The organism is Actinoplanes sp. NPDC049599, from assembly GCF_044465625.1.
Lineage (GTDB): Bacteria > Actinomycetota > Actinomycetes > Mycobacteriales > Micromonosporaceae > Actinoplanes.
Genome location: NZ_JBITLX010000018.1, coordinates 174,275 through 195,830 on the forward strand (window position 1 = coordinate 174,275; position 21,556 = coordinate 195,830).

16 protein-coding genes and 1 pseudogene are annotated in these 21,556 nt (G+C 73.0%); 7 read left to right on the plus strand and 10 right to left on the minus strand.

Annotated elements, in window-relative coordinates:
* Nucleotides 1-4 precede the first annotated feature (4 nt).
* Nucleotides 5-967 carry a DUF1702 family protein gene (locus tag ACIBQZ_RS28160; RefSeq protein ID WP_396091805.1) on the minus strand — a complete coding sequence of 321 codons (963 nt, stop codon included), beginning with the start codon at nt 965-967 and terminating at the stop codon, nt 5-7.
* Nucleotides 967-1,980: a DUF1702 family protein gene (locus tag ACIBQZ_RS28165; protein ID WP_396091806.1), complete on the minus strand. Its 1,014-nt coding sequence runs from the start codon at nt 1,978-1,980 to the stop codon at nt 967-969. The genes ACIBQZ_RS28160 and ACIBQZ_RS28165 overlap by 1 nt, the downstream gene beginning before the upstream one ends.
* 153 nt (nt 1,981-2,133) lie before the next feature.
* On the opposite strand from ACIBQZ_RS28165, the gene ACIBQZ_RS28170 reads away from it, so the two are divergent.
* The 5 genes from ACIBQZ_RS28170 to ACIBQZ_RS28190 are packed head-to-tail and all read left to right on the plus strand — an operon-like array spanning nt 2,134 to nt 7,599.
* The gene (locus tag ACIBQZ_RS28170) at nt 2,134-2,934 is read left to right on the plus strand and encodes a TIGR03084 family metal-binding protein (protein WP_396091807.1); all 801 of its coding nucleotides are present in this window, start codon (nt 2,134-2,136) and stop codon (nt 2,932-2,934) included.
* Nucleotides 2,935-2,965: 31 nt separating this feature from the next.
* Complete coding sequence (locus tag ACIBQZ_RS28175; protein ID WP_396091808.1) at nt 2,966-3,532, plus strand: DUF5987 family protein; 567 nt, start codon at nt 2,966-2,968, stop codon at nt 3,530-3,532.
* A complete protein-coding gene (locus tag ACIBQZ_RS28180) occupies nt 3,529-5,160 on the plus strand; it encodes an FAD-dependent oxidoreductase (protein ID WP_396091809.1) in 1,632 nt (543 codons plus the stop codon). Before ACIBQZ_RS28175 ends, ACIBQZ_RS28180 begins: the two co-directional genes overlap by 4 nt.
* Nucleotides 5,153-6,274: a carboxymuconolactone decarboxylase family protein gene (locus ACIBQZ_RS28185; RefSeq protein ID WP_396091810.1), complete on the plus strand. Its 1,122-nt coding sequence runs from the start codon at nt 5,153-5,155 to the stop codon at nt 6,272-6,274. Before ACIBQZ_RS28180 ends, ACIBQZ_RS28185 begins: the two co-directional genes overlap by 8 nt.
* Nucleotides 6,271-7,599, plus strand: coding sequence for a cation:proton antiporter (locus ACIBQZ_RS28190; RefSeq protein WP_396091811.1), 1,329 nt, complete (start codon nt 6,271-6,273; stop codon nt 7,597-7,599). The genes ACIBQZ_RS28185 and ACIBQZ_RS28190 overlap by 4 nt, the downstream gene beginning before the upstream one ends.
* Before the next feature lie 59 nt (nt 7,600-7,658).
* Here the strand turns inward: ACIBQZ_RS28190 and ACIBQZ_RS28195 are convergent, their stop codons facing one another.
* Nucleotides 7,659-8,903 (minus strand): methyltransferase domain-containing protein, encoded by a 1,245-nt coding sequence (locus ACIBQZ_RS28195; RefSeq protein WP_396091812.1) that lies wholly within the window; start codon nt 8,901-8,903, stop codon nt 7,659-7,661.
* Nucleotides 8,904-9,236: 333 nt separating this feature from the next.
* On the opposite strand from ACIBQZ_RS28195, the gene ACIBQZ_RS28200 reads away from it, so the two are divergent.
* A complete protein-coding gene (locus ACIBQZ_RS28200; protein ID WP_396091813.1) occupies nt 9,237-10,781 on the plus strand; it encodes a 4-hydroxyphenylacetate 3-hydroxylase family protein in 1,545 nt (514 codons plus the stop codon).
* Nucleotides 10,782-10,849: 68 nt separating this feature from the next.
* Here ACIBQZ_RS28200 and ACIBQZ_RS28205 read toward each other — a convergent pair whose 3' ends face one another.
* From ACIBQZ_RS28205 to ACIBQZ_RS28230, 6 genes are all read right to left on the minus strand, one after another.
* Nucleotides 10,850-12,271, minus strand: a complete 1,422-nt coding sequence (locus ACIBQZ_RS28205) for a nucleotide disphospho-sugar-binding domain-containing protein (protein WP_396091814.1) — start codon at nt 12,269-12,271, stop codon at nt 10,850-10,852.
* Between the two features lie 34 nt (nt 12,272-12,305).
* The gene (locus ACIBQZ_RS28210) at nt 12,306-13,019 is read right to left on the minus strand and encodes a hypothetical protein (protein ID WP_396091815.1); all 714 of its coding nucleotides are present in this window, start codon (nt 13,017-13,019) and stop codon (nt 12,306-12,308) included.
* A 127-nt stretch (nt 13,020-13,146) separates the two neighbouring features.
* On the minus strand, nt 13,147-14,529 hold the full coding sequence (locus ACIBQZ_RS28215) for a condensation domain-containing protein (RefSeq protein ID WP_396091816.1): 1,383 nt from the start codon (nt 14,527-14,529) through the stop codon (nt 13,147-13,149).
* On the minus strand, nt 14,526-16,031 hold the full coding sequence (locus ACIBQZ_RS28220) for a tryptophan 7-halogenase (RefSeq protein ID WP_396091817.1): 1,506 nt from the start codon (nt 16,029-16,031) through the stop codon (nt 14,526-14,528). Before ACIBQZ_RS28220 ends, ACIBQZ_RS28215 begins: the two co-directional genes overlap by 4 nt.
* A 40-nt stretch (nt 16,032-16,071) precedes the next feature.
* Complete coding sequence (gene cmdF, locus ACIBQZ_RS28225; RefSeq protein WP_396091818.1) at nt 16,072-17,682, minus strand: tyrosine 2,3-aminomutase; 1,611 nt, start codon at nt 17,680-17,682, stop codon at nt 16,072-16,074.
* On the minus strand, nt 17,666-20,770 hold the full coding sequence (locus ACIBQZ_RS28230; protein WP_396091819.1) for an amino acid adenylation domain-containing protein: 3,105 nt from the start codon (nt 20,768-20,770) through the stop codon (nt 17,666-17,668). Before ACIBQZ_RS28230 ends, cmdF begins: the two co-directional genes overlap by 17 nt.
* Before the next feature lie 164 nt (nt 20,771-20,934).
* Between ACIBQZ_RS28230 and ACIBQZ_RS28235 the strand changes: the two genes are divergently transcribed.
* Entirely contained in the window at nt 20,935-21,195 is a 261-nt protein-coding gene (locus tag ACIBQZ_RS28235; protein ID WP_396091820.1) for a phosphopantetheine-binding protein, read from the plus strand.
* 54 nt (nt 21,196-21,249) lie between these two features.
* Here ACIBQZ_RS28235 and ACIBQZ_RS28240 read toward each other — a convergent pair.
* A pseudogene (locus ACIBQZ_RS28240) lies at nt 21,250-21,556 on the minus strand (hypothetical protein); the annotation flags it as partial.

A 21,556-nucleotide genomic window follows, 5' to 3' on the forward strand; every position in this document is an offset into this window, starting at 1 on the left:
TGCTTCAGCGCGGGGCGCCGAACTCACGGCGGACCCGCCGGCGCCAAAGCTCGTACGCGGGCATCTCGTTGTCCTCGTCGGCGGCGGGCCGGGTCAGGTCGCAGATCGCGGCAGCCTCGGTCGTTGACATCCCGCACAGCACCTCGGTGCCGAGGTCGTTGTGCGGGACGATGAGGCCCGCCCGGGCCCGCGCCGACGCGGCGAACGCGGAGCCCTGCGACAGGTGCGGCTGGTACTGCTCCGCGCGCCGCACCAGGTCGCGCAGTTCGCCGCGGTCGGCGCCGCCGGCGTAGGTGGCCGCGAGCCCCACTCCGCTGTAGAGATCCGGGCGGCGTTCGGCGGGAAATGCCTGGATCAGCCGGTGCACGTGCTCCACCGACGTCCCGCCCACGAACCACAGCGCGCGGCCGATGCCCTGGTCGATGCCACGGTTCGCGTACGGGTGCGGGGCACCCGGCGGATAGGGAAAGTCTGTCTCGCGGTACTGCTCGTGGACGTATCGTTGGGTGCGGAAGTACGCCTGGTGGAAGCCGTAGCCGTCCATCACGAGCCAGCGCAGCAGCGGGTCGGGGGCGTACAAGGACGCCCAGCGGAAGCGGGGCAGTCGCGCCATGGCCCAGCCGACGCCGACGTAGGCCATGTAGACGTGCCGGTCGCCGGCGCCGTCGAGCAGCTGGCGCACCAGGCCACCACCGAACGGCAACCCGTCGCGGACGGCGAATCCCATGGCGGCACCCTCGTAGGCGAACCCGCGGAACCGGGTCGGCACGGTGTCCAACCCGGGCTCCGCGTCGGCGGGCGTGCGGGCCTCGGCCGCCCGGGCGTACCCGTCGACGAAGCTGGCGCCGATCGTCTCCAGCAGATCGCAGGCGGCCGGGCTCTTCACGTGGAAGCCCCGCACCGCGACCTTGGTGTCGGACACGTTCGGCGTGAGCACCCGCCGCCGTACCGTCGCAATCAACCCCATCAGGAGGACTCCTCGTCGTGTGATGTCGTCATCGGATCGTGCAGGCGCGTCCGGATCAGCCGGCGCCACACCTCGTAGGCCGGCACGTCGGGGCCCTCCGCCGCCAGGCCGCCGACCGCGACGTCGTCGGCCAGCGCGGAGGCCTTGTCGACGCTCAGCCCGGCCAGCGCGGTCACGGCGACGTGCGTGTGCTCCGGGACGGTGCCGGAGAAGGTCCGGGCCCGGGCGGCGAAGACGGCGCCCTGCCCGGCGGCAGCCGCGTGCGACCCGGCGGCCCGCCGCATCGCCGTCAGGCCCGCGACGTCGCAGCCCCCGGCGAAGGTCGCCGCCAGGCCGACGCCGCCCCACAGGTCCTCGCGCCGGTCACCGGGGAAACGGGCGACCGCGGCGGCGGCCGCGGCCGGGTTCGCGCCGTGGATGAACCACAGCGCCCGGCCGATGCCCTGGTCGACCGCGCGCAGGAAGTAGCCGGGTGCGCCCTCCCAGGCGTACGGCCGGGGCCGCTGCTGGGCGTCGACCCAGCGCGGCGTGTCGAAGTAGGCACGATCGAAGCCGTAACCGTCGACGGCCAGCCAGCTCATCGTCGGGTAGTACGGGGTCCCGCCCAGATCGGGCAGCACGCCGCGCCACAGCACCCGCGGCAGCCGGGCCATCGCGAAGCCGATCCCGATGTAGTTGAGGAAGGTGTGCGGCACACCGGGCCCGGTCAGCAGCGCCTGCGCGCGGCGGCCACGGCCGCCGGCCATCGCGTCGCGGACCGTCAGGGCCATGGTGGCGCCCTCGTAGCCGAAGCCGCGCACCCCGGCCTCCAGCAGGTCGAGCCGGCGCTCCAGCTCACTCTGGCCGCGGGCCTCGATCCCCCACTCGAAGCCGCAGATGACCGCCTGGGGAATTCGTTCGAGTGCGGTGACCGTGGGCGAGGGCGCCACCGGGAACTTCCTCGCGGCGAAGCTGACCTCCTCCCATGCGGGTGTCAGCGCCAGCCTGCGTAGTGATCCGACAACCGAGGGCATCGACCAACCTCACCGAGTAGGGCGTCACCGCGGGTCCGCGGCCGTTTCATCGTGTGGCAACCCGGTCGGCGATTCTTCTCCATCCGTGCGTAGTGTGGCCGCGGCGCACTGTGAGAGAGGACGCCGAATCGGCGCGCTGGGCACGCTGACGCCATGACCGATGAGACGACTGTGTTCGACGATCTGGCGGCCGACAGTGCGGAGCTGACCGGCCTCGTGGCGGGTCTGACACCCGCGGGCTGGGCGGAGCTCACTCCGGCGCCGGGCTGGACGATCCGCCACCAGGTGGCCCATCTGTGCGCGGTCTTCCGCATGGCGGCCACCGCGGCCGCGAGCCCGCAGGCCTTCCGGGACGCGATGGCGCACCTCGGCCCGGATTTCGATGCCAACGTGAGCGCGGCGCTGGAGCGTTTCCTCGACGAGCCGGGTGCCCTGCTCAGCCGGTGGCGGGTGGAGTCGGCGGCGGCTGTGCAGGCGCTCGCGGCCGTGCCCGCGGGCAGCGTCGTGCCGTGGTTGGTGCGCCCGCTGCCGGCCCGCGTGCTGGCCGCCGCGGGGATGATGGAGGTCTTCGCCCACGGCCAGGACATCGCCGACGCGCTCGGCGTGACCCGCCGGCACACCGACCGGTTGCGGCACATCGCCGAGTTCGCCGCGCTCACCTGGGACTTCGGCTATCACGCGCGGGGGCTGCTGGTGCCGGCCGCCGGCCCGCGCTTCGACCTGCTGGCACCGTCCGGCGAGCGCTGGGTCATCGGCGCCGACGACGCCGAGACGATCACCGGCGACGCCGTCGACCTGTGCCTGCTGGTGACTCGTCGCCGGCACCGCGACGACCTCGGACTGGTCGCGTCCGGTCCGCTCGCGGAGCACTGGCTCAGCGTGGCCCAGGCCTACCGCGGCCCGGCCGGCGCCGGACGCCGCCCCGGGCAGTTCGCCGCGACCGCCGGCCGCTGACCCACCCGTTCGCAGAGGAAGGAGACCCGCCATGGACGACGACCGACCGGTCGACTCGGTGCCGACCCAGACCCTGGAGGCGTTCGCCGACACCATCATCCCCGGTGTACAGCGGTTCCCCGGCGACCGCGCGATCAGCGGGGTCGCCACGGAGGACGGCGCGGTGGCCGCCGGGGCGCTGGCCGTCCTCGCCGATCCCGCGCTGGGCCTGGCCGACGCGCTCGACGGGATGGCCGGCCTGCTCAACATGCACGCCGGGGACTACGCCCGCAAGCACGACGTGCGCCTGGACCCCACGGTGCCGGCATTCGTCGCGCTGTCGTTCGACGAGCGCACCGCCCTGGTGCAGGACCTGACCGATCCCGGCCACCCCGAGCGCGAGGTGTGGTTCGGCGCGGCCCTGTTCTGCACGATGGCCTTCGACAGCGCACCGCATCTGTCCACGACGGACGCCCTCGCGCAGGGCCACCCCGGCCTCGCGCTGCTCGGGTTCGCGCCGCCCGAGCCCGACGGGCTCTGGCGGTTCCCGCGATTCTCCTACGAGCGCGCGCTCGCCGATCCGCACCCCGACACCACCGCCACCGGGAGCCCGGCATGAGTGCCACGGAAAAGTTCGACGTCGTCGTGGTGGGCAGCGGCTTCGGCGGCGCCATCACCGCCTACCACCTGGCCGCCGGGGGTGCCAGCGTGCTGGTGCTCGAGCGCGGGCCCTGGCTGACCGGCGACGACTTCGACCACGATTTCAAGCTCGGCTCGTCCTACACCCGGATCTTCGACTTCACCGTGGGCGACGGCATGAGCGTGCTCGCGGGCAACTGCGTGGGCGGCGGCAGCGTCGTGTACTTCGCCACGATGCCGCGCGCGCCCGGGTTCGTGTTCGAGCGCCACGGCAGCATCGGGCGCCGGATGTGGCCGGCCGCGATCGACCGGGCCGCGCTGGATCCCTGGTACGACCGGGTCAGCGAGGCGCTGCCGGTGACTCCGCAGGACTGGCGCGACGTGCCGTACGCCGGCGGGCTGTTCGCCGCGGCCTGTGCGCATGCCGGGCGCACCGCCAACCCGGTGCCGTCGGCCATCGACAAGCCTAAGTGCACCAACTGCAACTGGATGATGGCCGGCTGCAAGTTCGACGCCAAGCGCTCGCTGCTGCTGAACTACCTGCCGGCCGCGGTCGCCAACGGGGCCGAGATCCGGCCGCTGCATGAGGTGCAGCGGCTGAGCCGGACCGGCGACGGCGGCTACCTGGTGCACTACAACCTCGTCGACGACACCGACTACCGGCTCAGCAGGCCGGGCGGCACGATCGAGGCGAAACTCGTCGTGCTGGCCGCCGGGGCCGGGGCCACCCCGGTGATCCTGCAGCGCTCGGAGGCCGAGCTCGGCACGATGCCGCACGCGGTGGGCCGCTACTTCTCCGGCAACGGCGAGCGGCTCAACACCGCCGTCATCAACGACGAACGGGCGCGCGAGGTGCTCGGGCTCGACCGCGGTGACGGGCTCGCGTACGGCGCGCACCAGATCGGCAAGGGTCCGTGCGTCGCCTCCTGGGACAAGCTCGACCCGGCGCTGCCGGAGTACAGCCGCTTCTCGCTGGAACAGCTGTACTTCCCGCCGGGTCTGGGCACGATCCTGGCCCAGGCGCCCGGCGCGACCGGACCGACCTGGTTCGGCCGGGAGAAGAAGGACATGCTGCGCGAGTGGCAGTCCTGGCTGACGGTCTTCGCCATGACCGAGGACGACAACGAGGGGGTGTTCGGCCCACCGCCCGCGACCGGCAACGCCGAACGCATCGCCCAGCAGATGCTGGGCCGTGGCGCGCTGAGCTACCAGCCGACCGAGAACACCCGGCGCGGCTGGGCGCAGTCCGACGCCGACGTGAAGGACATCCTCGAACGTGACGGCATCGCCCGCGTCGCGCCGTGGTCGAACGAGCTCGTGGGCGCGTACACGGTGCACCCACTGTCGTCCTGCCGGATCGGCGACGATCCGCGGACCTCCGCCCTCGACGACCGGCACGAGCTGCGGGGGCACCCGGGCATCTTCGTCACCGACGGCTCGGCGGTGCCGGGCGCGCTGACCGTGAACCCGGCGCTGACCATCGCCGCGCTCGCCGAGCGGGCCGTGCCCGGCCTGGTGCGCGCGGCCCAGCAGCGCGGCGTGAGAGTCACCTACGGCGCGCCGTCGCCGGGCGCGGCACCCACCGTGGCGGTGGCCGGCCGTGGCTGACCAGGACACCAGCACGGCCGTGGGTCTGCTGGCCGGGGCGTCGCGATACGTGACGATGACCCACATCCGGCACGTGCGGGCGACGAAGCCGCAGGGCGCCGGCGGCGTCGTGGGCCACGTCTACCAGCGCGTGGAGCAGGACTTCGGCATGCTCGCCCCACCGATCGCGCTGCACTCCCCCGCGCCGGACCTGATCGCCGCCAGCTGGCTGGTGCTGCGCGAGTCCCTGCTGGTCACCGGGGCGCTGCCGCGGGCCGTCAGGGAGGCGATAGCCGCCGGGGTGTCGCTGCGCAACCGGTGCCCGTACTGCGTCGACGTGCACGGCAGCGCGTTGCAGGGGCTGCTGCCGGGTCCCGACGCCCGTGCGGTCGCCGAGGGTCGGCTGCGCGAGGTGGCCGACGCCGAGCTGCGGTCGGTGGGGCGCTGGGCGCACGAGGGCGGGCCGCACGCCGCGCCGCCGGGCTGGAGTCCGTTGCAGCTGGCCGAGGGCAACGCCGTCGCGGTGGCCTTCGAATACCTCAACCGCATGGTCAATGTCTTCCTGCAGCCGTCGCCGCTGCCGGCCGGCTCCGGCCGGGCCGGACGCTGGGTCGGCACCCGGGTGATGGGCCGGCTGGCCCGCCGGGCCGGCCCGCCCGGCACCGATCTGGACCTGCTGGCACCCGCGCTGCTGCCGGCGGACCTGAGCTGGCTGCGCGAGCGTGCGTCGCTGGCGGAGGCGTTCGCCCGGGCCACCGCGGCGTTCGAGCGAGCCGGGGAGCACGCGGTGCCGGCGGACGTGCGGGACATGGTCGTCGAACGGCTGACGGCCTGGGCCGGGCGGGCCCGGCCGTTGACCGGTGCCGAGTGCGACGACGCCGTCGACGCGCTGCGGCCCTGGGACCGTGCGGCCGGCCGTCTCGCGCTGACCGCCGCGGTGTCGTCGTACCGGGTCACCGACGCCATGGTGGCGGACTTCCGCCGCGGGGAACAGCGCGACCGGGAGCTGGTGGAGCTGGTCGGCTGGGCGGCGTTCACCGCCGCCCGGCACGCCGGCGCCTGGCGGGCCGGGCACAGCACCCCCGCCGGAGACGACGCGCGCTGTCCGGTGCTGCCGGAGGACACCGCCGGATGACGGCGATGTTTCCGGCGCCGATGGACTCGCACACGATGCTGCGGTTCCTGATCGGCTTGGTGGTCCTGCTGCTCACCGCCCGGTTGCTCGGCTCCCTGGCCCGCCGGCTGGGCCTGCCGGCGGTGGTCGGTGAGCTGATGGCCGGGGTGCTGCTCGGCCCGTCGCTGCTGGCCGCGCTCCTGCCGGGGGTGGCCCACGCGCTGGTGCCGGGCGACGCCGCCACGATGCACGTCATCGACGGCGTGGCCCAGCTCGGGGTGCTGCTGCTGGTCGGTGTCACGGGCAGCCACCTGCAGGCCGACACGATGCGCCGGCACCGGCGCACGGCGCTGTCGGTCAGCCTGTGGGGACTGGCCGTCCCGATGTCGCTGGGGGTGGGTCTGGGGTTCCTGCTGCCCCTGCCCGCCGGGAACGAGGGCGCCGCCGACCGGTGGATCTACGCGCTGTTCCTGGGCATCGCCATGGGGGTCACCGCCCTGCCGGTGATCGCCAAGACGCTCGCCGACATGGACCTGCTGCACCGGCGGATCGGTCAGGTGATCCTGACCGCGGGCACGGTCGACGACACCGTCTGCTGGCTGCTGCTGTCCATCCTGGCGGCGGCCGCGACCGGGGCGGTCACGCTGGGCGGGATGGCGTTCGCGGTGCTCGCGCCGATCGGGTTCGCGGCCGCCGCGGCGACCCTCGGGCGGGTGCTGGTGCGGCTGATCATGCGGCGCGCGGCGGCGGCCGAGGGTGCCGGGGCGAGCGTGTCCGCGGCGGTGCTGGTGGTGCTGAGCGGCGCCACGATCGCGCACGCCCTGCGCCTGGAGCCGATCTTCGGCGCGTTCGTGGCCGGGCTGCTGGTCGGTGCGCCCGGTGCCGCCGACCACACCAAGCTGGCGGCGCTGCGCACGATGGTGATGGCGGTGCTCGCCCCGATCTTCCTCGCCACGGCCGGGCTGCGGATGGATCTCACCGCGCTGGCCGAGCCCAAGGTGGCACTGGCCGGAGCGGTGGTGCTGGTCGTGGCGATCGGCGGCAAGTTCGCCGGGGCGTACGTCGGCGCGCGGTTGAGCGGGCTCCGCGGCCGCGAGGGCCTGGCCCTGGGCGCGGGCATGAACGCGCGCGGGGTCGTCGAGGTGGTGGTGGCGAGCACCGGGCTGCGCCTGGGGGTGCTCGACGTCGCGGCGTACACCACGATCGTGCTGTTGGCGATCGTGACCTCGCTGATGGCGGCACCGCTGCTGCGGCTGGCCATGCGGGGGATCCCGGAGACCGGCACCGAGCACGCGGCGCGGATCGGCGATGATGTCCGGCCGCGGTCGCCGGCCCCGGTGGCCTGAGCAGTCGCGCGACAGCAACGGGGCCCCCGAATCTCTTCGGGGGCCCCGTTCACGTGCGGTCAGACCAGATGCACGTCGGGCACGTAGAGGATCCAGCGGCCGCCTCGGTCCCGGAACTCGCGCTCCCGTTCGATGATCTCCTCGGCGTGGTTCCAGGCGAACAGCAGCGCGTAGTCCGGATACGGGTCGGTGAACCGCGCCGCCGATTCCACCGGGATGTGCGCGCCGGGGGTGAGCCGGCCCTGCTTCTCCGGGGTGGTGTCGTAGATGACCGGGACCAGGTCGGTGCCGATGCCGCAGTAGTTGGTCACGGTAGCGCTCTTGGACGTGGCGCCGTAGCCCGCTACCCGCAGTCCGGCCGAGCGCAGCTCGGTGAGCAGCGTGACGAGGTCCTTGCCGATGACGTCGAGCCGGGCGCCGAAGCCGGCGAACGTGGCGGGCTCACCCAGGCCCAGCACGCGTTCGTCGGCGATGAGCCGATCCACCCGGGCAGCGCGCGGCCGGGCGCCGGCGCGGGCGATGGTGTACCTCATCGACCCGCCGTGCACGCCCAGCCGTTCCGCGTCGACCAGCTCGAAGCCGAACACCGCGGCCACCTCGCTGACCGAGCGCACGGCGAGCAGGTAGACGTGTTCGTCGTAGATCTGGTCGAAGGTGGTGTGGGCGATGATGTCGGCGAGGTAGCGGTCCTCGAAGACGAAGACGCCGTCGGGGGTGAGCAGCTCGCCGACGCCGCGGAAGACGGAACCGAGGTCCGCGATGTGGCTGATGGTGTTCGCCGAGAAGATGACCTTCGCCGGCCCGTCGGTGCGGCGGATCTCGGCCGCGCTGCGCTCGTTGAAGTAGTCGACCAGGATGCGGATTCCGCCCTGGGTCGCGGTATCGCCGGCACCGACGCACGGGTCCACCCCGAGGTGGCGGACGCCGGCCGCGCTCAGCGTCCCCAGCATGATCCCGTCGTTGCTGCCGACCTCGACCACCAGGTCGTCCGGGCCGGTCAGCTCGGTGGCGTGCAGCGTCCGCGCGACCTCGGCGAAATGCCCACGCAGCCGGGCCGAGGTGGACGAGCGGTACGGGTAGTCCGGCCGGAACATCCGCTCGTGCGCGACCACGTCCAGCTGTTGCACCAGCGTGCAGCGCGTGCAGATGCCGACCTCCAGGCGGAAGAAGGCCTCGTCGGCGACCTGCTCGGGCAGCAGGAAGGCGTTCGACACCGGCTGGCGCCCGAAGTCCAGGCAGCGGCGCACCGGTCCGCCGCACACCCGGCAGGCCGTCGGCTCGCCGGGCACATCGTTGTCATTCAATTCGATCCACACTCCCCAATGCGCCTTCGGAACGGACCGCGGCGACGCCGCATTGCCATCGTCTGTCGCCGCGGCGCCCGGAGCGCATCCGACGTTGCTCTACCAGGCCGGGGTGCCGGGCGGGCGCGCAGCGCATGTACAGAGGTGCCCGGCCGCACCGCGGAAACGAGGATTCACCTGGGGACACCGGCCCGCCGCCGCGGCAACGGCTGCGGGCCGGTCACTGCCGCGGCGCGGACCGCCCGGCCGTGCGCGGTCGCCGACGGCCCACCCGCTACCGAAGGAGATCACCATGCCGCGCCGGCTCGGACCCACCTACCGCGAGACCGGGCGATGACGGCCGCAACCCGTCCGCTGACCGGCGCGGAGTACATCGAGAGCCTGCGCGACGGCCGCGAGGTCTATCTGTACGGCGACCGGGTGCGCGACGTCACCGCCCATCCCGCGTTCTACAACCCGATCCGGATGACGGCCCGGCTGTACGACTCGCTGCACGACCCGCTGCAGCGCGACCTGCTGACGGCGCCTGTCGACGGCGGCGGCACCGGCTGGACGCACCGCTTCTTCACCACCGCGCACAACGCCGAGGATCTGGTGGCTGACCAGGCCGCCATCCGGCAATGGGCCCGGATGAGCTACGGCTGGCTGGGCCGCAGCCCCGACTACAAGGCGTCGTTCCTGGGCACGCTGGGGGCGAACGCCGACTTCTACGCGCCCTTTGAAGCGAACGCCCGTGCCTGGTACCGGCGTGCGCAGGAGAAGGTTCTCTACTGGAGCCACGCCATCGTGCATCCGCCGGTGGACCGTTCCCGGCGTATCGACGAGGTCGGTGACGTCTTCGTGCACGTGGAGAAGGAGACGGACGCCGGGCTGGTGGTCAGCGGCGCCAAGGTGGTCGCCACCGGCGCGCCGCTGTCGCACGCCACGTTCCTGGCCCACTACGGGCTGCCGGTGGCCAAGCGGGAGTTCGCGCTGGTGGCCACCGTGCCGCTCGACGCGGCCGGGGTGAAGATGATCTGCCGCCCGTCGTACGGCGCCTCGGCCGCGATGACCGGCAGCCCGTTCGACTATCCGCTCTCGTCGCGCTTCGACGAGAACGACACCGTCTTCGTGCTCGACAAGGTGCTGATCCCGTGGGAGAACGTCTTCATCTACGGCGACGTGGCCAAGGTCCAGTCGTTCGCGGGGAGCTCGGGGTTCACCGAACGGTTCACGTTCCACGGCTGCACCCGGCTGACGGTCAAGCTGGAGTTCCTGGCGGGGCTGCTGGCCAAGGCCCTGGAGATCAACGGTACGGCTGACTTCCGCGGCGTACAGGCGCGTCTGGGTGAGGTGCTGGCCTGGCGCGACATGTTCGCCGCACTGGCGGACGCGGCGGCACGCAATCCGACGCCGTGGCACAACGGCGCGGTCCTGCCGAACCCGTTGTACGGCATGGCGTACCGGTGGTTCATGCAGACCGGTTATCCCCGGGTCCGCGAGATCGTGCTGCAGGATGTCGCGAGCGGACTCATCTACACCACCTCGAGCGCCGACGACTTCCGCAACGCCGACACCCGTCCGTACCTCGACAAGTACCTGCGGGGTTCGCAGGGCGCGGACGCCCAGCAGCGGGTCAAGGTGATGAAGCTGCTGTGGGACGCGGTCGGCTCGGAGTTCGGCGGCCGGCACGAGCTGTACGAGCGCAACTACGCCGGCAACCACGAGAACACCCGGGTGGAGGTGCTCGCCGCGGGCGTGGCCGGCGGCCGGGTGCAGCAGTACAAGTCGTTCGTCGACGACTGCCTCGGCGAGTACGACCTGGACGGGTGGACCGTGCCGGACCTGTCGGACTTCGCGAAGCTCCGGCGGCGCGGCTACGACCTGCTCAACGACTGACAGCGCGCACGAGAACGCCGGCGCCGGGATTCCTCCGGCGCCGGCGTTCTGTCTTCCGACAGGGCGTTTCAGCGGCGCCTGCGGGCCTGCTCGGTCAGCGTCTCCAGAACCGGCACGACGTCGGCCGGGCCGGGCAGGGCCTGCCACACGTCGTGCACCGCCTGCGCTCCCCGCTTGAAGGCCGGGTCCTGCAGCACGTGCGCGATGGTCTCGCGCAGTTCGGCGACGGTGTTCGCGTGGTGGTTGAGCCGCACCCCGGCGCCACGGGAGATGACGTAGTTGGAGATCGGGGTCGCCTCCAGCTTCTTGGCCGGCATGACCCAGCGGATCGTCTCCTTCGGGGCCTCCTCGGGGTCGCGTACCCCGTACTCCACGCCGGAGCGGTAGACGCCGATGTCGTCCTGCGCGCCGTTCTCGGCGGCGTCGGGCTCCTCGAAGCGCAGCATGATGCTCTCGAGGGTGTCGCAGACCAGCTGGGGCAGGTTCGCCGCGATGGACGCCTGGAAGGTGCCGAGCCCGCCGTGGTGGATGACGGCCGAGCAGGTCGGCAGGATCTGGTTCAGCGGCAGGTATTCCACCAGGCGCACGTTGGCCGGCGGCTCCGCGCCGTCGAGCTGGACGTCGTTGAGGGTGGCCACGACCTCCACGTCGAGCTCCGCGAGCGCCTCCAGCAGCATCGGCGTCCGGTCGAAGTCACCGCGGATGAAGCGACGGTAGGACTCGCCGAGCGTCAAGCAGATGCGCGGGCGGGTGGGCGGTTCGAGCAGCCACTGCGGGACCGTGGCCGCGCCGTTGTACGGCACGTACCGCAACGGCACCTTCTTGGTGGTGGTGGGCAGGCCCAGACCCGGCGGTGCGGTGTCGAGGGTCCACTGCCCGACCAGCAGCTCCTGGTCGAGCTCGACGCCGAAGCGCTCGGCGAGCGGGCGCACCACGGTGGCGAGGGGGTTCTCGTCGAGGCCGGCGTCGCGCAGCTCGTCGGCATGCCCGGCGAGACGGTCCAGGCTCCAGCCGACCGGGTCCCAGGCGAAGACCAGGCGGGCGGAGGCGGCGCCGCAGGCCCGCGCGGCGATCGCGCCGGCGGCCTGGGTCAGGTCCCAGACGACCAGATCGGGCTTCCACTCCTGAGCGAACTTGACGAGCTCCTGTGCCTCCGGCCGGTCGATGCGCAGGTAGTCCGAGATCGGGGTGAGCAGATATTGGTAGAACAGGTACCAGTATTCGCGTTCCTCGGCGTTGAGGCCCATGATGTCGGCGTACCGCTGGGCGTCGACCGGGCCGTTGGGCTCCAGCGGGTCGTCGGCGACGCGCGCCGCCCAGGCGGCGTCACCGAGCTGCACCGGCGTCAGGCCGGTCTCGGCGATCCGCTCGGCGAAGCCGCCGAACGAGGCGAGCCGGACCTCGTGTCCGGCGTTCTGCAGGGCCCAGGCCATGGGCACCATCGGGTAGAGGTGGGCGATCGACGGGTCGACAGCGAACAGGACTCGCATGAGCACTTCCTCGCGGCTGGCAGGGATGAGACGGTTAGCGGCGCACGCCGACGACGAGCGGGCGGCCGGCGAGGCCGGTGGGCAGGAAGTCCATGCCGCAGCCGGCCGCGGCGAGCACGGTCGCGTAGTCGGCGTGCCCGAAGGCGTAGAGGGTTCGCGTGTCGCTGACGTGCCGGACGCCGTCCTGATCGGCGATCAGCGCGTGGCGTTGCACGACGTGCCCGCCGTCGCGGGGCGCGCCCTGGTACACCGCGGACACGGTCCGGCCCTGGTCGTCACGTCCGATCCGGGCATCGGTGGATCTGCGGGTCGCATGATCGGGCAGCCAGAACGGCTCGATCAGCAGCAGGCCGCCGGGGTTGAGGTGGCGAGCGAGCACCGCCACCGCGGCGGCCAGGCCCGACAGCGGCAGGGTGGCCAGCGCCGTACCCAGTGCCGTCGCCACGTCGAAGCGGCGCGGCAGGTCCAGATCCGCGACGGCGGTCTCGTGGATCGCCGCCGAGGGCAGCGCCCGGTGCGCGGCCGTGCCGGCGGCGGCCGAGGTGGTGACGACCTCGACATGCTCGAAGCGGCGCCCGAGCTGGGTCAGGTACGTGCCGGCGACCTCGGAGGCCTCCAGCAACGACGTGGCCGCCGGCCGGCGGGCCGCGACGAGGCGGAACACGGCCGCCACGTCCGCCTCGGGGCTGGGCTCACCACGGTCGGTCAGCGGATGGGGGAACTCGGTCAGGGTTGCCTCTGCGGGCATCGCCACCTCCAGGCATGGGGCTCCCGGCCGGTGCGCACGCGCACCGGCCGGGAGTCGGGTGATTGAGCACTTTCATGGTCCTGCCGGGCGCCGCCGGGGGCACCTTCGCCGGTGCGGCACCGCACTCCTACAGGCGTCCCGGGTTGTCGAGCAGCCGGGCCAGGGTGCGGTTGTAGCCGGTCACCAGATCGTCGATGGACTGGTGGCGGAACTGGCCGCGGCCGTATCCGATGCTGCCGAACGTGCGGCCCTGCGCGTCGAACTCGATCGCCCACAGCGCGCCGTCGGGGATCTGCGAGCCACGCGCCTGCGACAGCAGCCGCCGGCGCATGGCCCGGTAGCCGATGTCCCCGACCCGCTCGCCCACCGCTATGTACGGGGACTGGACGAGCTGGAAGACGCACGACGCGTGCCACTCCTCGGCGGCGGCCCGCATCAGGTCGGGCGCTTCCCCGAGGATGTCGAGAAACGGCAGCTCGTGGGTGTACGCCGCCAGGCACTGCGCGCGGACCCGGGCGACGACGGCCGCGAAGTCCCGGCAGCCGCCGAGGTCGACCCGCAACGGCAGCATGTTGAAGAACGACCCGACCATCTCCGCCGTCCACGCCGGTCGGCGCCCCGCCGCGAACGTCGGCACGACGACGTCGTCGGCGCCGGTGTTCTCCCGCAGGTGCAGCAGGTACGCGGCCAGCAGCACCATGAAGGGCGAGCTGCGCTGCGCGGCGGCGTACGCGCGGACGGCGACCTGCACACCCGCACCGCTCTCGTAGCGGTACCAGGCTGTGCTGCCGGGCTTCTGCAGGCTACGCGGCAGGTCCATCCGCAGCGGGGTGACCTGCGCCCCGGCCAGGTTGTCACGCCAGAATCGGCGCGCCCGGGCCACCTGCGGCTCGTCGACCGACTCCTGCTGCCAGCGCACGTAGTCGCGATACTGGCGCACGACGGGCAGGGAAGGTTCGCCGCCGGCTCCACGGGCGGCATAACACGCGGCGAGATCGCGGACGACGACCTGGATGGACCATCCGTCGACCGCGGTGTGGTGAGCCGCCAGCACGAGCACCGAGTCGTCGCCGTCGAAGCGGGCCAGCACGGCACGCAGCACCGGCACCCTGCTCGGCAGCAGCTCCTGGGCCTCGATCTCGTTGAGCAGCTCCTCGGCGCGCCGGTCCCGGCCGAGCGGCGATCCGCCGGCCAGGCTCAGCACGGTCAGGTCCGGCGCCGCCGTGTCCCGGGTGAGCTGCCCGGCGCCGGTCACGTCACGGACGATCGTCGTCCGCAACGCCTCGTGCCTGGCGATCACGTCGCCGAGCGCGGCGCGCAGCCGGGCGTCGTCGACGGCGCCGGTGAGCCGCCAGCCACCGACGATGGTGTAGCGCGGGCCGAACGGGCCGAAGCCGTCGCCCTTGTCCACCAGGTGCAGGAAGCGCTGCTGGCTGGAGAGTGCGAAGCCACCCGCGGTGGCCCGGCCGGTGGCCGCGTCCGGGCCGCTCCACAACGTCGGCCCGGTCACGCCGCGGCACCGTCGGCCGGCCACGACCAGTGCATGCCGTCCGGGGAGGGCACCAGCCCGCCGTCGCGCACCGGCGTCTGCTCGTCGGTGTTGCCGCCGGTCACCGCCTGCGCCTGCACCCGGACGCCCTCGCGGAGCACCCCGCGCATCATCGGCGTACGCAGCAGGTCCCGGTCCTCGCCGGCGAAGGTGACCGCGGTGTCCACGACCGCGGCCAGCTCCCGCGCGTCGGCATCGCGCCGGCCGGGCGCCGCGGCGCTCGCGATGAGCGCGTTCTCGCTCGACGCGACGCCTCCCACCAGCTCCACGAAGGACTCCTGGGCGCTGGCGGTGCGGTTGTCGCTGACCTTCTTCGCCTTCCAGAAGTAGGAGTCCTCGTCCTCGTGGGTGTCGTAGAACGCGACCAGGAAGTCGTGGAAGAGCCGGTACTCGCGGCGGTAGCGCGTCTCGAACTCGGTGAGGCATTCCTGTTCGTCCACGTCGCCGGCCAGGCAGGTGTTGATGGAGCGGGCGGCGAGCAGAGCGCTGAGCGTGGCCAGATGCACGCCGGAGGAGAAGACGGGGTCGATGAAGCAGGCGGCGTCGCCCACGAGCATCATGCCCGGCCGGGTGAACTCGTCCTTGAGGTACGACCAGTCCTTGCGGATGCGGATCTCGCCGTAGGGTCCCGTCTCGACCCGCTTGGCGTCGGCGAGGAACTCGGCGATGAGCGGGCATTCGGCGATCAGCTCGGCCAGGGCGGCCTCGCGGTCGCCCTGGGCCCGCTCCAGCGCGTCGCTGTGCAGGACGACACCGACGCTGGTGAGCGTGTCGGTGAGCGGGATGTACCAGAACCATCCGGACTTGAACGCGGCCGCGAGGATGTTGCCCTGGTTCGGCGCGGGCAGCCGGCGCCCACCCTCGAAGTAGGCGAACAGCGCCAGGTTGCGGAAGTAGTCCGAGTAGTGGCGTTGCCCGCCGACCCGGCGGTGGATCCTGCTCTTGTGACCGGAGGCGTCGACGACCCAGCGGGCGCGGATCTCCTGCGGGACCCCGTCGGGGCCGGCGGCGCGCACGCCGACGACCCGGCCCTCGTGCTCGACGACGTCGAGCACGGAGACCTGCTCGCGTACCTCGACGCCCTTGCGCCGGGCGTTGTCGAGCAGGATCTGGTCGAACTTCATCCGCTCGACCTGGTAGGCGGTCGCGGCGTCGCCGGACATCCGCGAGGAGATGCCGAAGGCGAACGTCCAGGGCTGCTCGTTGCGGCCCCAGCGGAAGGTGCCGCCGCGCTTGACCATGAAGGCGGCCGCCTTGAGCTCGTCGGTGACCCCGAGCAGCCGGCAGATGCCGTGCACAGTGGACGGCAGCAGGGACTCGCCGATCTGGTAGCGGGGGAACGTCTCCTTCTCCAGCAGCAGCACCCGGTGGCCCTGCATGGCCACCAGGGTCGCCACGGTCGAGCCGCTGGGTCCGCCACCGACCACCACGAGGTCGTAGTCGTCACGCGCGGTGTCACTCATCGTCGGTTCCTCTCGCCGGGTTGACGGTGTGCGGGCCGGGTCAGCACAGTTCCACCTGTGCCGCCGTGACGGCGCTCAGCAGCTCCCCGCGGGAGAGTGCTCCGCCGATGGCCTGGATGTCGTCGGACATGTAGCGGTCGACGTCGAGGGTGGGCGCGATCGAACGGGTGAGCTCGTACGCGGCGCGCCCGGCGGCGCTGAGCCCGTCGTGGCGTCCGGAGACGTCCACGGCCTGGGCCGCGGCGAGCAGCTCGACGGCGAGGATCAGGTTGTTGTTGTTCAGCACCCGGCGCGCGTTGCGGGCCGAGATCAGTCCCATGCTGACGATGTCCTGGTTGTCGCCGTTGGACGGCACGCTCTGCGTGCTGGCCGGGCCGATGGTGCGGTTCTCGGCCACCAGCGCGGTCGCCGGGTACTGGGCGCCGGCGAAGCCGCTGTTGAGGCCGGGCTCGCCGGCGACCAGGAACTCCGGCAGGCCGTAGCTGAGGTGCCGGTTGAGCATCCGGTTGGTGCGCCGCTCCGAGATCACGCCGAGCTGGGTGAGCGCGATCGTCAGGTAGTCCATGACGAAGGCGACCGGCTGACCGTGGAAGTTGGCGCCGTGGAAGACCTCACCGCCGCCGAAGAACAGCGGGTTGTCGTTCGCCGAGTTCAGCTCGATCTCCACGACGCGCCGCGCGTGCGCCAGGGTGTCGCGCACCGCACCGAGCACCTGGGGCACCGCGCGCAGCGAGTACGCCTTCTGCAGGTAGAAGTCGGTGCGCTGGACGGTCTGGTCGGGGTTCTTGCGCTCGGCGAACTGGTGCCGGAGCTCGGAGTGCGAAACGGTCAACGCGCTGTCGCCGAGCAGCGAGCGCATGTTGGCGGCGGACTCGATCTGGCCGTTGTGCGGCTTGGCGATGTCGTGGCCCTCGCTCTCGAAGGGGCCCATCGAGCCCTGCAGCGTCTCGATCACAAACGCCGAGATGATCTCCGCCTGGCGGACCTGTTCCATGGCCCGGACCACGATGAGCGAGCCCAGGCCGGTCATCGCCGAGGTGCCGTTGATCAGCGCCAGGCCCTCCTTGAAGCGCAGCTCCATCGGCTGCAGCCCGTGCGCCTGCAGGACCTGCGCGGTGGGCACCGCCACGCCGTCGCTGAGCACGTAGCCCTCACCGAGCACGGTGCTGGCGATGTGGGACAGCGGGGCCAGGTCTCCGCTGGCGCCCAGCGAACCGATCTCGGGGATGGCCGGGGTGATGCCCAGGTTGAGGTACGTCTCGAGCCGGGTGATCAGCTCCGGCCGGACCGCCGAGTAGCCCTTGGCGAGGGCGTTGAGCCGGGCGGTGAGGATGGCACGGGACTCGATCGCGGAGAACAGCGGGCCGACGCCGGCGCTGTGGCTGCGGACCAGGTTGGTCTGCAGTTCCACCTCCTTCGACGGATCCACCATCATGTAGATCATTTCGCCGTACCCGGTGGTCACGCCGTAGACGGGCACGCCGTCGCGGACGATCTTCTCGAACTGCTCCCGGCTGAAGGCCGCCGCGTTGAGCGCGTCCTGCGGCACCGAGCAGCGGGCGCCCCATTCGGCGACCCGGCGGACGTCCTCGGCCGTCACCGTGGCGCCGTTGAGCGCGACCCGGGCGGTGTTCCTATTCGTGGTGGTCATGCTGTGCATCCCATTTCTGCTCGGCGTCAGCGTTCTCGACCACCGCCGCCATGCCGGCGACCGTGGGGTGATCCAGGAGGTCCCTTACGTCCGTACCGGCCGCGGCCGCTACGCGCAGCAGCGCCGCGGAGTCTCCGCCGGCGGCGAAGAAATCGGTGTTCTCGCCGTGGCTGTCGACGCCGGCCCCGGCCCAGAGCGCCGCCATCCGGCGTTGCGGCTCGGTCAGCGGCCGGTGCCCGGGGTCGTCGGCGACCCCGGGCACCGGCAGACGCGCCCGGTCCACCTTGCCGGCGACGTTGCGCGGCACGACCTCGATCGCGGCGAACGTCAGGCGCAGCAGGGCAGGACCGAAGCGGCGTCGAAGGTGGGCGCGCCAGCCGCCGGGATCGGCGGTGCCCGCTGCCACGACGTAGGCGATCAGACGGTCGACGAGCCCGCCGGGTCCGGTGACCGGCAGCACCGCACAGTCCGCGACGGACGGCAGCTCGGTGAGCGCGGCCTCGACCGCGGTCAGCTCCAGCCGGCTGCCGGCGAGTTTGACCTGGTGGTCGCGGCGGCCGGCGTACTCCAGGTGGCCGGTGAAGGTGCGCCGGGCCAGGTCCCCGGTGCGGTAGGCGGGCGGCTCGGCGGCCAGGCCGGCCACCGGCCGGAACGCCGGTCGGGGGCCGGCGGCGTGGCCCAGGTAGCCCCGGATCGCGTACGGGCTGCGGATCACCAGCTCGCCGACGACGCCGCGCGGGCAGGGCCGGTCATGCGGGTCCAGCACGAGCACCGATCGGCCGGGGATCGCCCGGCCGATCGGCACCACCTCGCCGGGCTCCGTGGCCTCCAGCTCGTGCCAGGTGGCGGCGATCGTCTCGGTCGGACCGTAGAGGTTGAGCAGGCGAGTGGCCGGCAGCGTCGCGGCAGCGGCGGCGGCGAGGTGGCCGGGCAACGCCTCGCCCATCAGCACGAGCACCTGCAGGCCGGTGGCGGTGCCTTGCTCGGCCAGCGACCGCACCAGTTCCCGGGCGAACGTCGGCACGGTCTGCAGGGCGGTGATCTGTTCCTGGGCCAGCCAGGCGGCGAAGCGCTCCGGGTGCTTGCGGACCCGGTCCGGCACCGGGCAGAGGGTGCCGCCGGCGACCAGCGTGGCGAAGGTCTCGCAGATGCTGGGGTCGTGTTCGACGGCCACCCAGAGCGCCAGCCGGGCCGCCGGGCCCAGCCGCAGGGCGGTGGCCAGCCAGGTGGCGAACTGGGCCAGGGCCCGGTGGGTCTGGGCGATGCCTTTGGGCCGGCCGCTGGAGCCGGAGGTGTAAGCGGCGTACGCGGGTGAATCCGGGTCCACCGGCGGCGGCACCGGGCCGGCGTCGTCGGCGTCGTCGGCGTCGGTGATGGCCAGGACCTTGCCGTATCCCTGCTCGCGGTACCAGCCGGCCAGCGCGGCGGCGGCCGGATCGGCGCCGTCGACGAGCAGCAGCGGTGGGCGCAGGTCGTCGATGACCAGCCGGGCGCGCTCCTCGGCGTCGCCCGGGGCGAGCCAGCTCACGGACCCGCCGGCCCGCAGCACGGCCAGCGACGCGGTGACCTGACGGGGTCCGTGGGCCAGGTACACCGCGACGGCCGCGCCGCGGCTCAGCCCGGCGCCCGGCAGGCGCGCCGCCAGCGCCCCGGAACGGTCCCACAGCCGGCCGTAGGTCAGTGGTTCGTCGCCGTCGACCGCCACCGCGGCCGGCTGCCGGGCGGCCTGCGCGCCGATGAGGTCGATGACCGTGTCGTCGCCGCCGGGGTCCGCGACGGTGCCCGGCTGCGTGGCCGGCGGCTCCAGGGGAAGGTCGCCGATCCGGGTGCCCGGACCGCGGACGGCGGCGCTCAGCAGGGTGCCCAGCTGCTCCAGCAGTCCCTCGGCCTCGGCCGCACCGAGAAACTGCGGCGCGTAGGTCACCTCCGCGCCGGTGGCGTCGATGTGCAACGACAGCCCGGCGACGGGCGATCCGGTCCGGGCGTCCTCGTGATGCCACCGCAGTCCCGGCGTCCGCGGCGTGTCCGGTGCCTTGCCGTCGGCGAGCAGCACCTCGCCGAGCGGCAGCCCGGAGGGCGGGCGGGGCGGGTTCACCGCTCGCACCAGCCGGGGGAAGGGCATCCGCCGGCGCACGGCGGCGTCGCGCACCGTCGCGGTCAGCCGGCGCAGGAGTTCGTCGAACCGCGGGTCGTCGGCGAGGTCGGCGGCGATCGGTTGCACGGTGGTGAACGGCCCGATTACGTCCTGATCGCCAGGACCGCGCAGGGAGACCGGAAGGGCCACGGTGGTGCCGTAGCGGCCGTGGTGGCGGGCGAGCAGCACGTGCAGGCCGGCGAGAACGACCGACAGCGGCCGGGTTCCCTCGGCCCGGGCCAGCATGCGCAGCTCATCGCCCAGCGGTGCGCCCCACTCGACGCGCAGGGTCCGGGCCGGCCGGGTGACGCGGCGCGTGGGCGGGTGGACGGTGGCCCGCAGGTTCGTGGCCCACCACCGGGCCAGGCGGTGCTCGCCGGGGCCACGCTCGGCGGCCCGTTCGAGGCGGGCGTGATCGGTGTACTGACGTGTGCCGGTGGGCTGCTCGCCGTGTGCGTACGCCCGGCACAGCTGGTCGATCGCGACGGACAGGGAGTCCTCGTCGGCGACGGCGCGGTGCGCGACGAGGACCAGCAGGTGCTCGTACTCCGCGACGGCGATCAGGGTGAGCCGGGCGACCGGGCCGTGCGCCAGGTCGAGCGGCTCGGTCACCGCCGCCGCGTGCTCGACCGCCGGTCCGCGGGTGTCGGGCAGATCGACGAACCGGAACCCGTCGGCGTGCGGACCCGGCTCGATCCGCGGCTCCGGCCTGCCGCCGACGTCGCGCAGGGTCGACCGGAGCACGTCGTGGCGGCGCAGCACGGCCTCCCACGCCTCGCGCAGCAGCATCCGGTTGATGGGCCCCTCAAGGCGATAGGACGCCGCGACCGTGAGCGGAACGTCCGCCGGCCACAGCCGGCTGAGGAACCACAGTCCCTCCTGGACACGGGACACCACCGCCGGTGCGCCGTCGTGCGGCGCCGCGGAAGCGTCCAGGGAGGTTCGGTTCGTCACGCCTTGCAGTCTTCTGGGAACGCGAGAGCGGCGGCATCTTGCCAAGTGCGGCGCCGCCCGCGCGGTGCGCATCGGCGAAGATGCGGCCGGCCCGGCGCCGCGCCGACCCTGACTACCAGCGTTTCCCGCAGCGACCAGAGCCGAGAAGAGTGAGGGACAACCACATGCTGAGCCCCGACGAACGGACCCCGGCCGAGCTGGAGCGGCGCATCGCCGGCATCTGGCGTGACGTGCTCGGCGACGGCGCTGACCGCGCCGGCGCGACCTTCCTGGAGCTGCACGGGCAGTCCATCTCAGCGGTGCGCATCGTGGCGCGCATCGAGGACGAGCTCGGCCTGGACGTGGACGTGGCCACGTTGTTCGAGGACCCCGATCTGCGGACGTTCGTCGGCATGGTGCTGACCGGCAGCTCGCCCGGCGCGTGAGCGGGCCGGGCGCCCCGGGCCGGGGGCCCCCCCGCCGCCCGGCACTACCGCGCATTACGCCTTGTCGCCGCCGCGGTCGACGCAACCCCAGTTGAGGATGCGGGTGCCGGCCGGCAGCACGCGGCGGAAGAAGTCCACCTTGCCCGGCTTCGGGTTCACCACCACCGGCGCCCTGGCGGCCAGCAACAGCGGCAGGTCGGCAGTACTGTCGGAATAGGCAATGTCGATGTCGCCGTAGCCGCGCTCGCGCAGCATGCGCATCTTCTCTTCGTTGTGGCAGTGCCGGGTCGGGCCGACCCCGCCCAGTCGCGGGCCGACCTCGGTGCCGATCACCGGCACGTCCTGGTGGGCGACAAAGGCC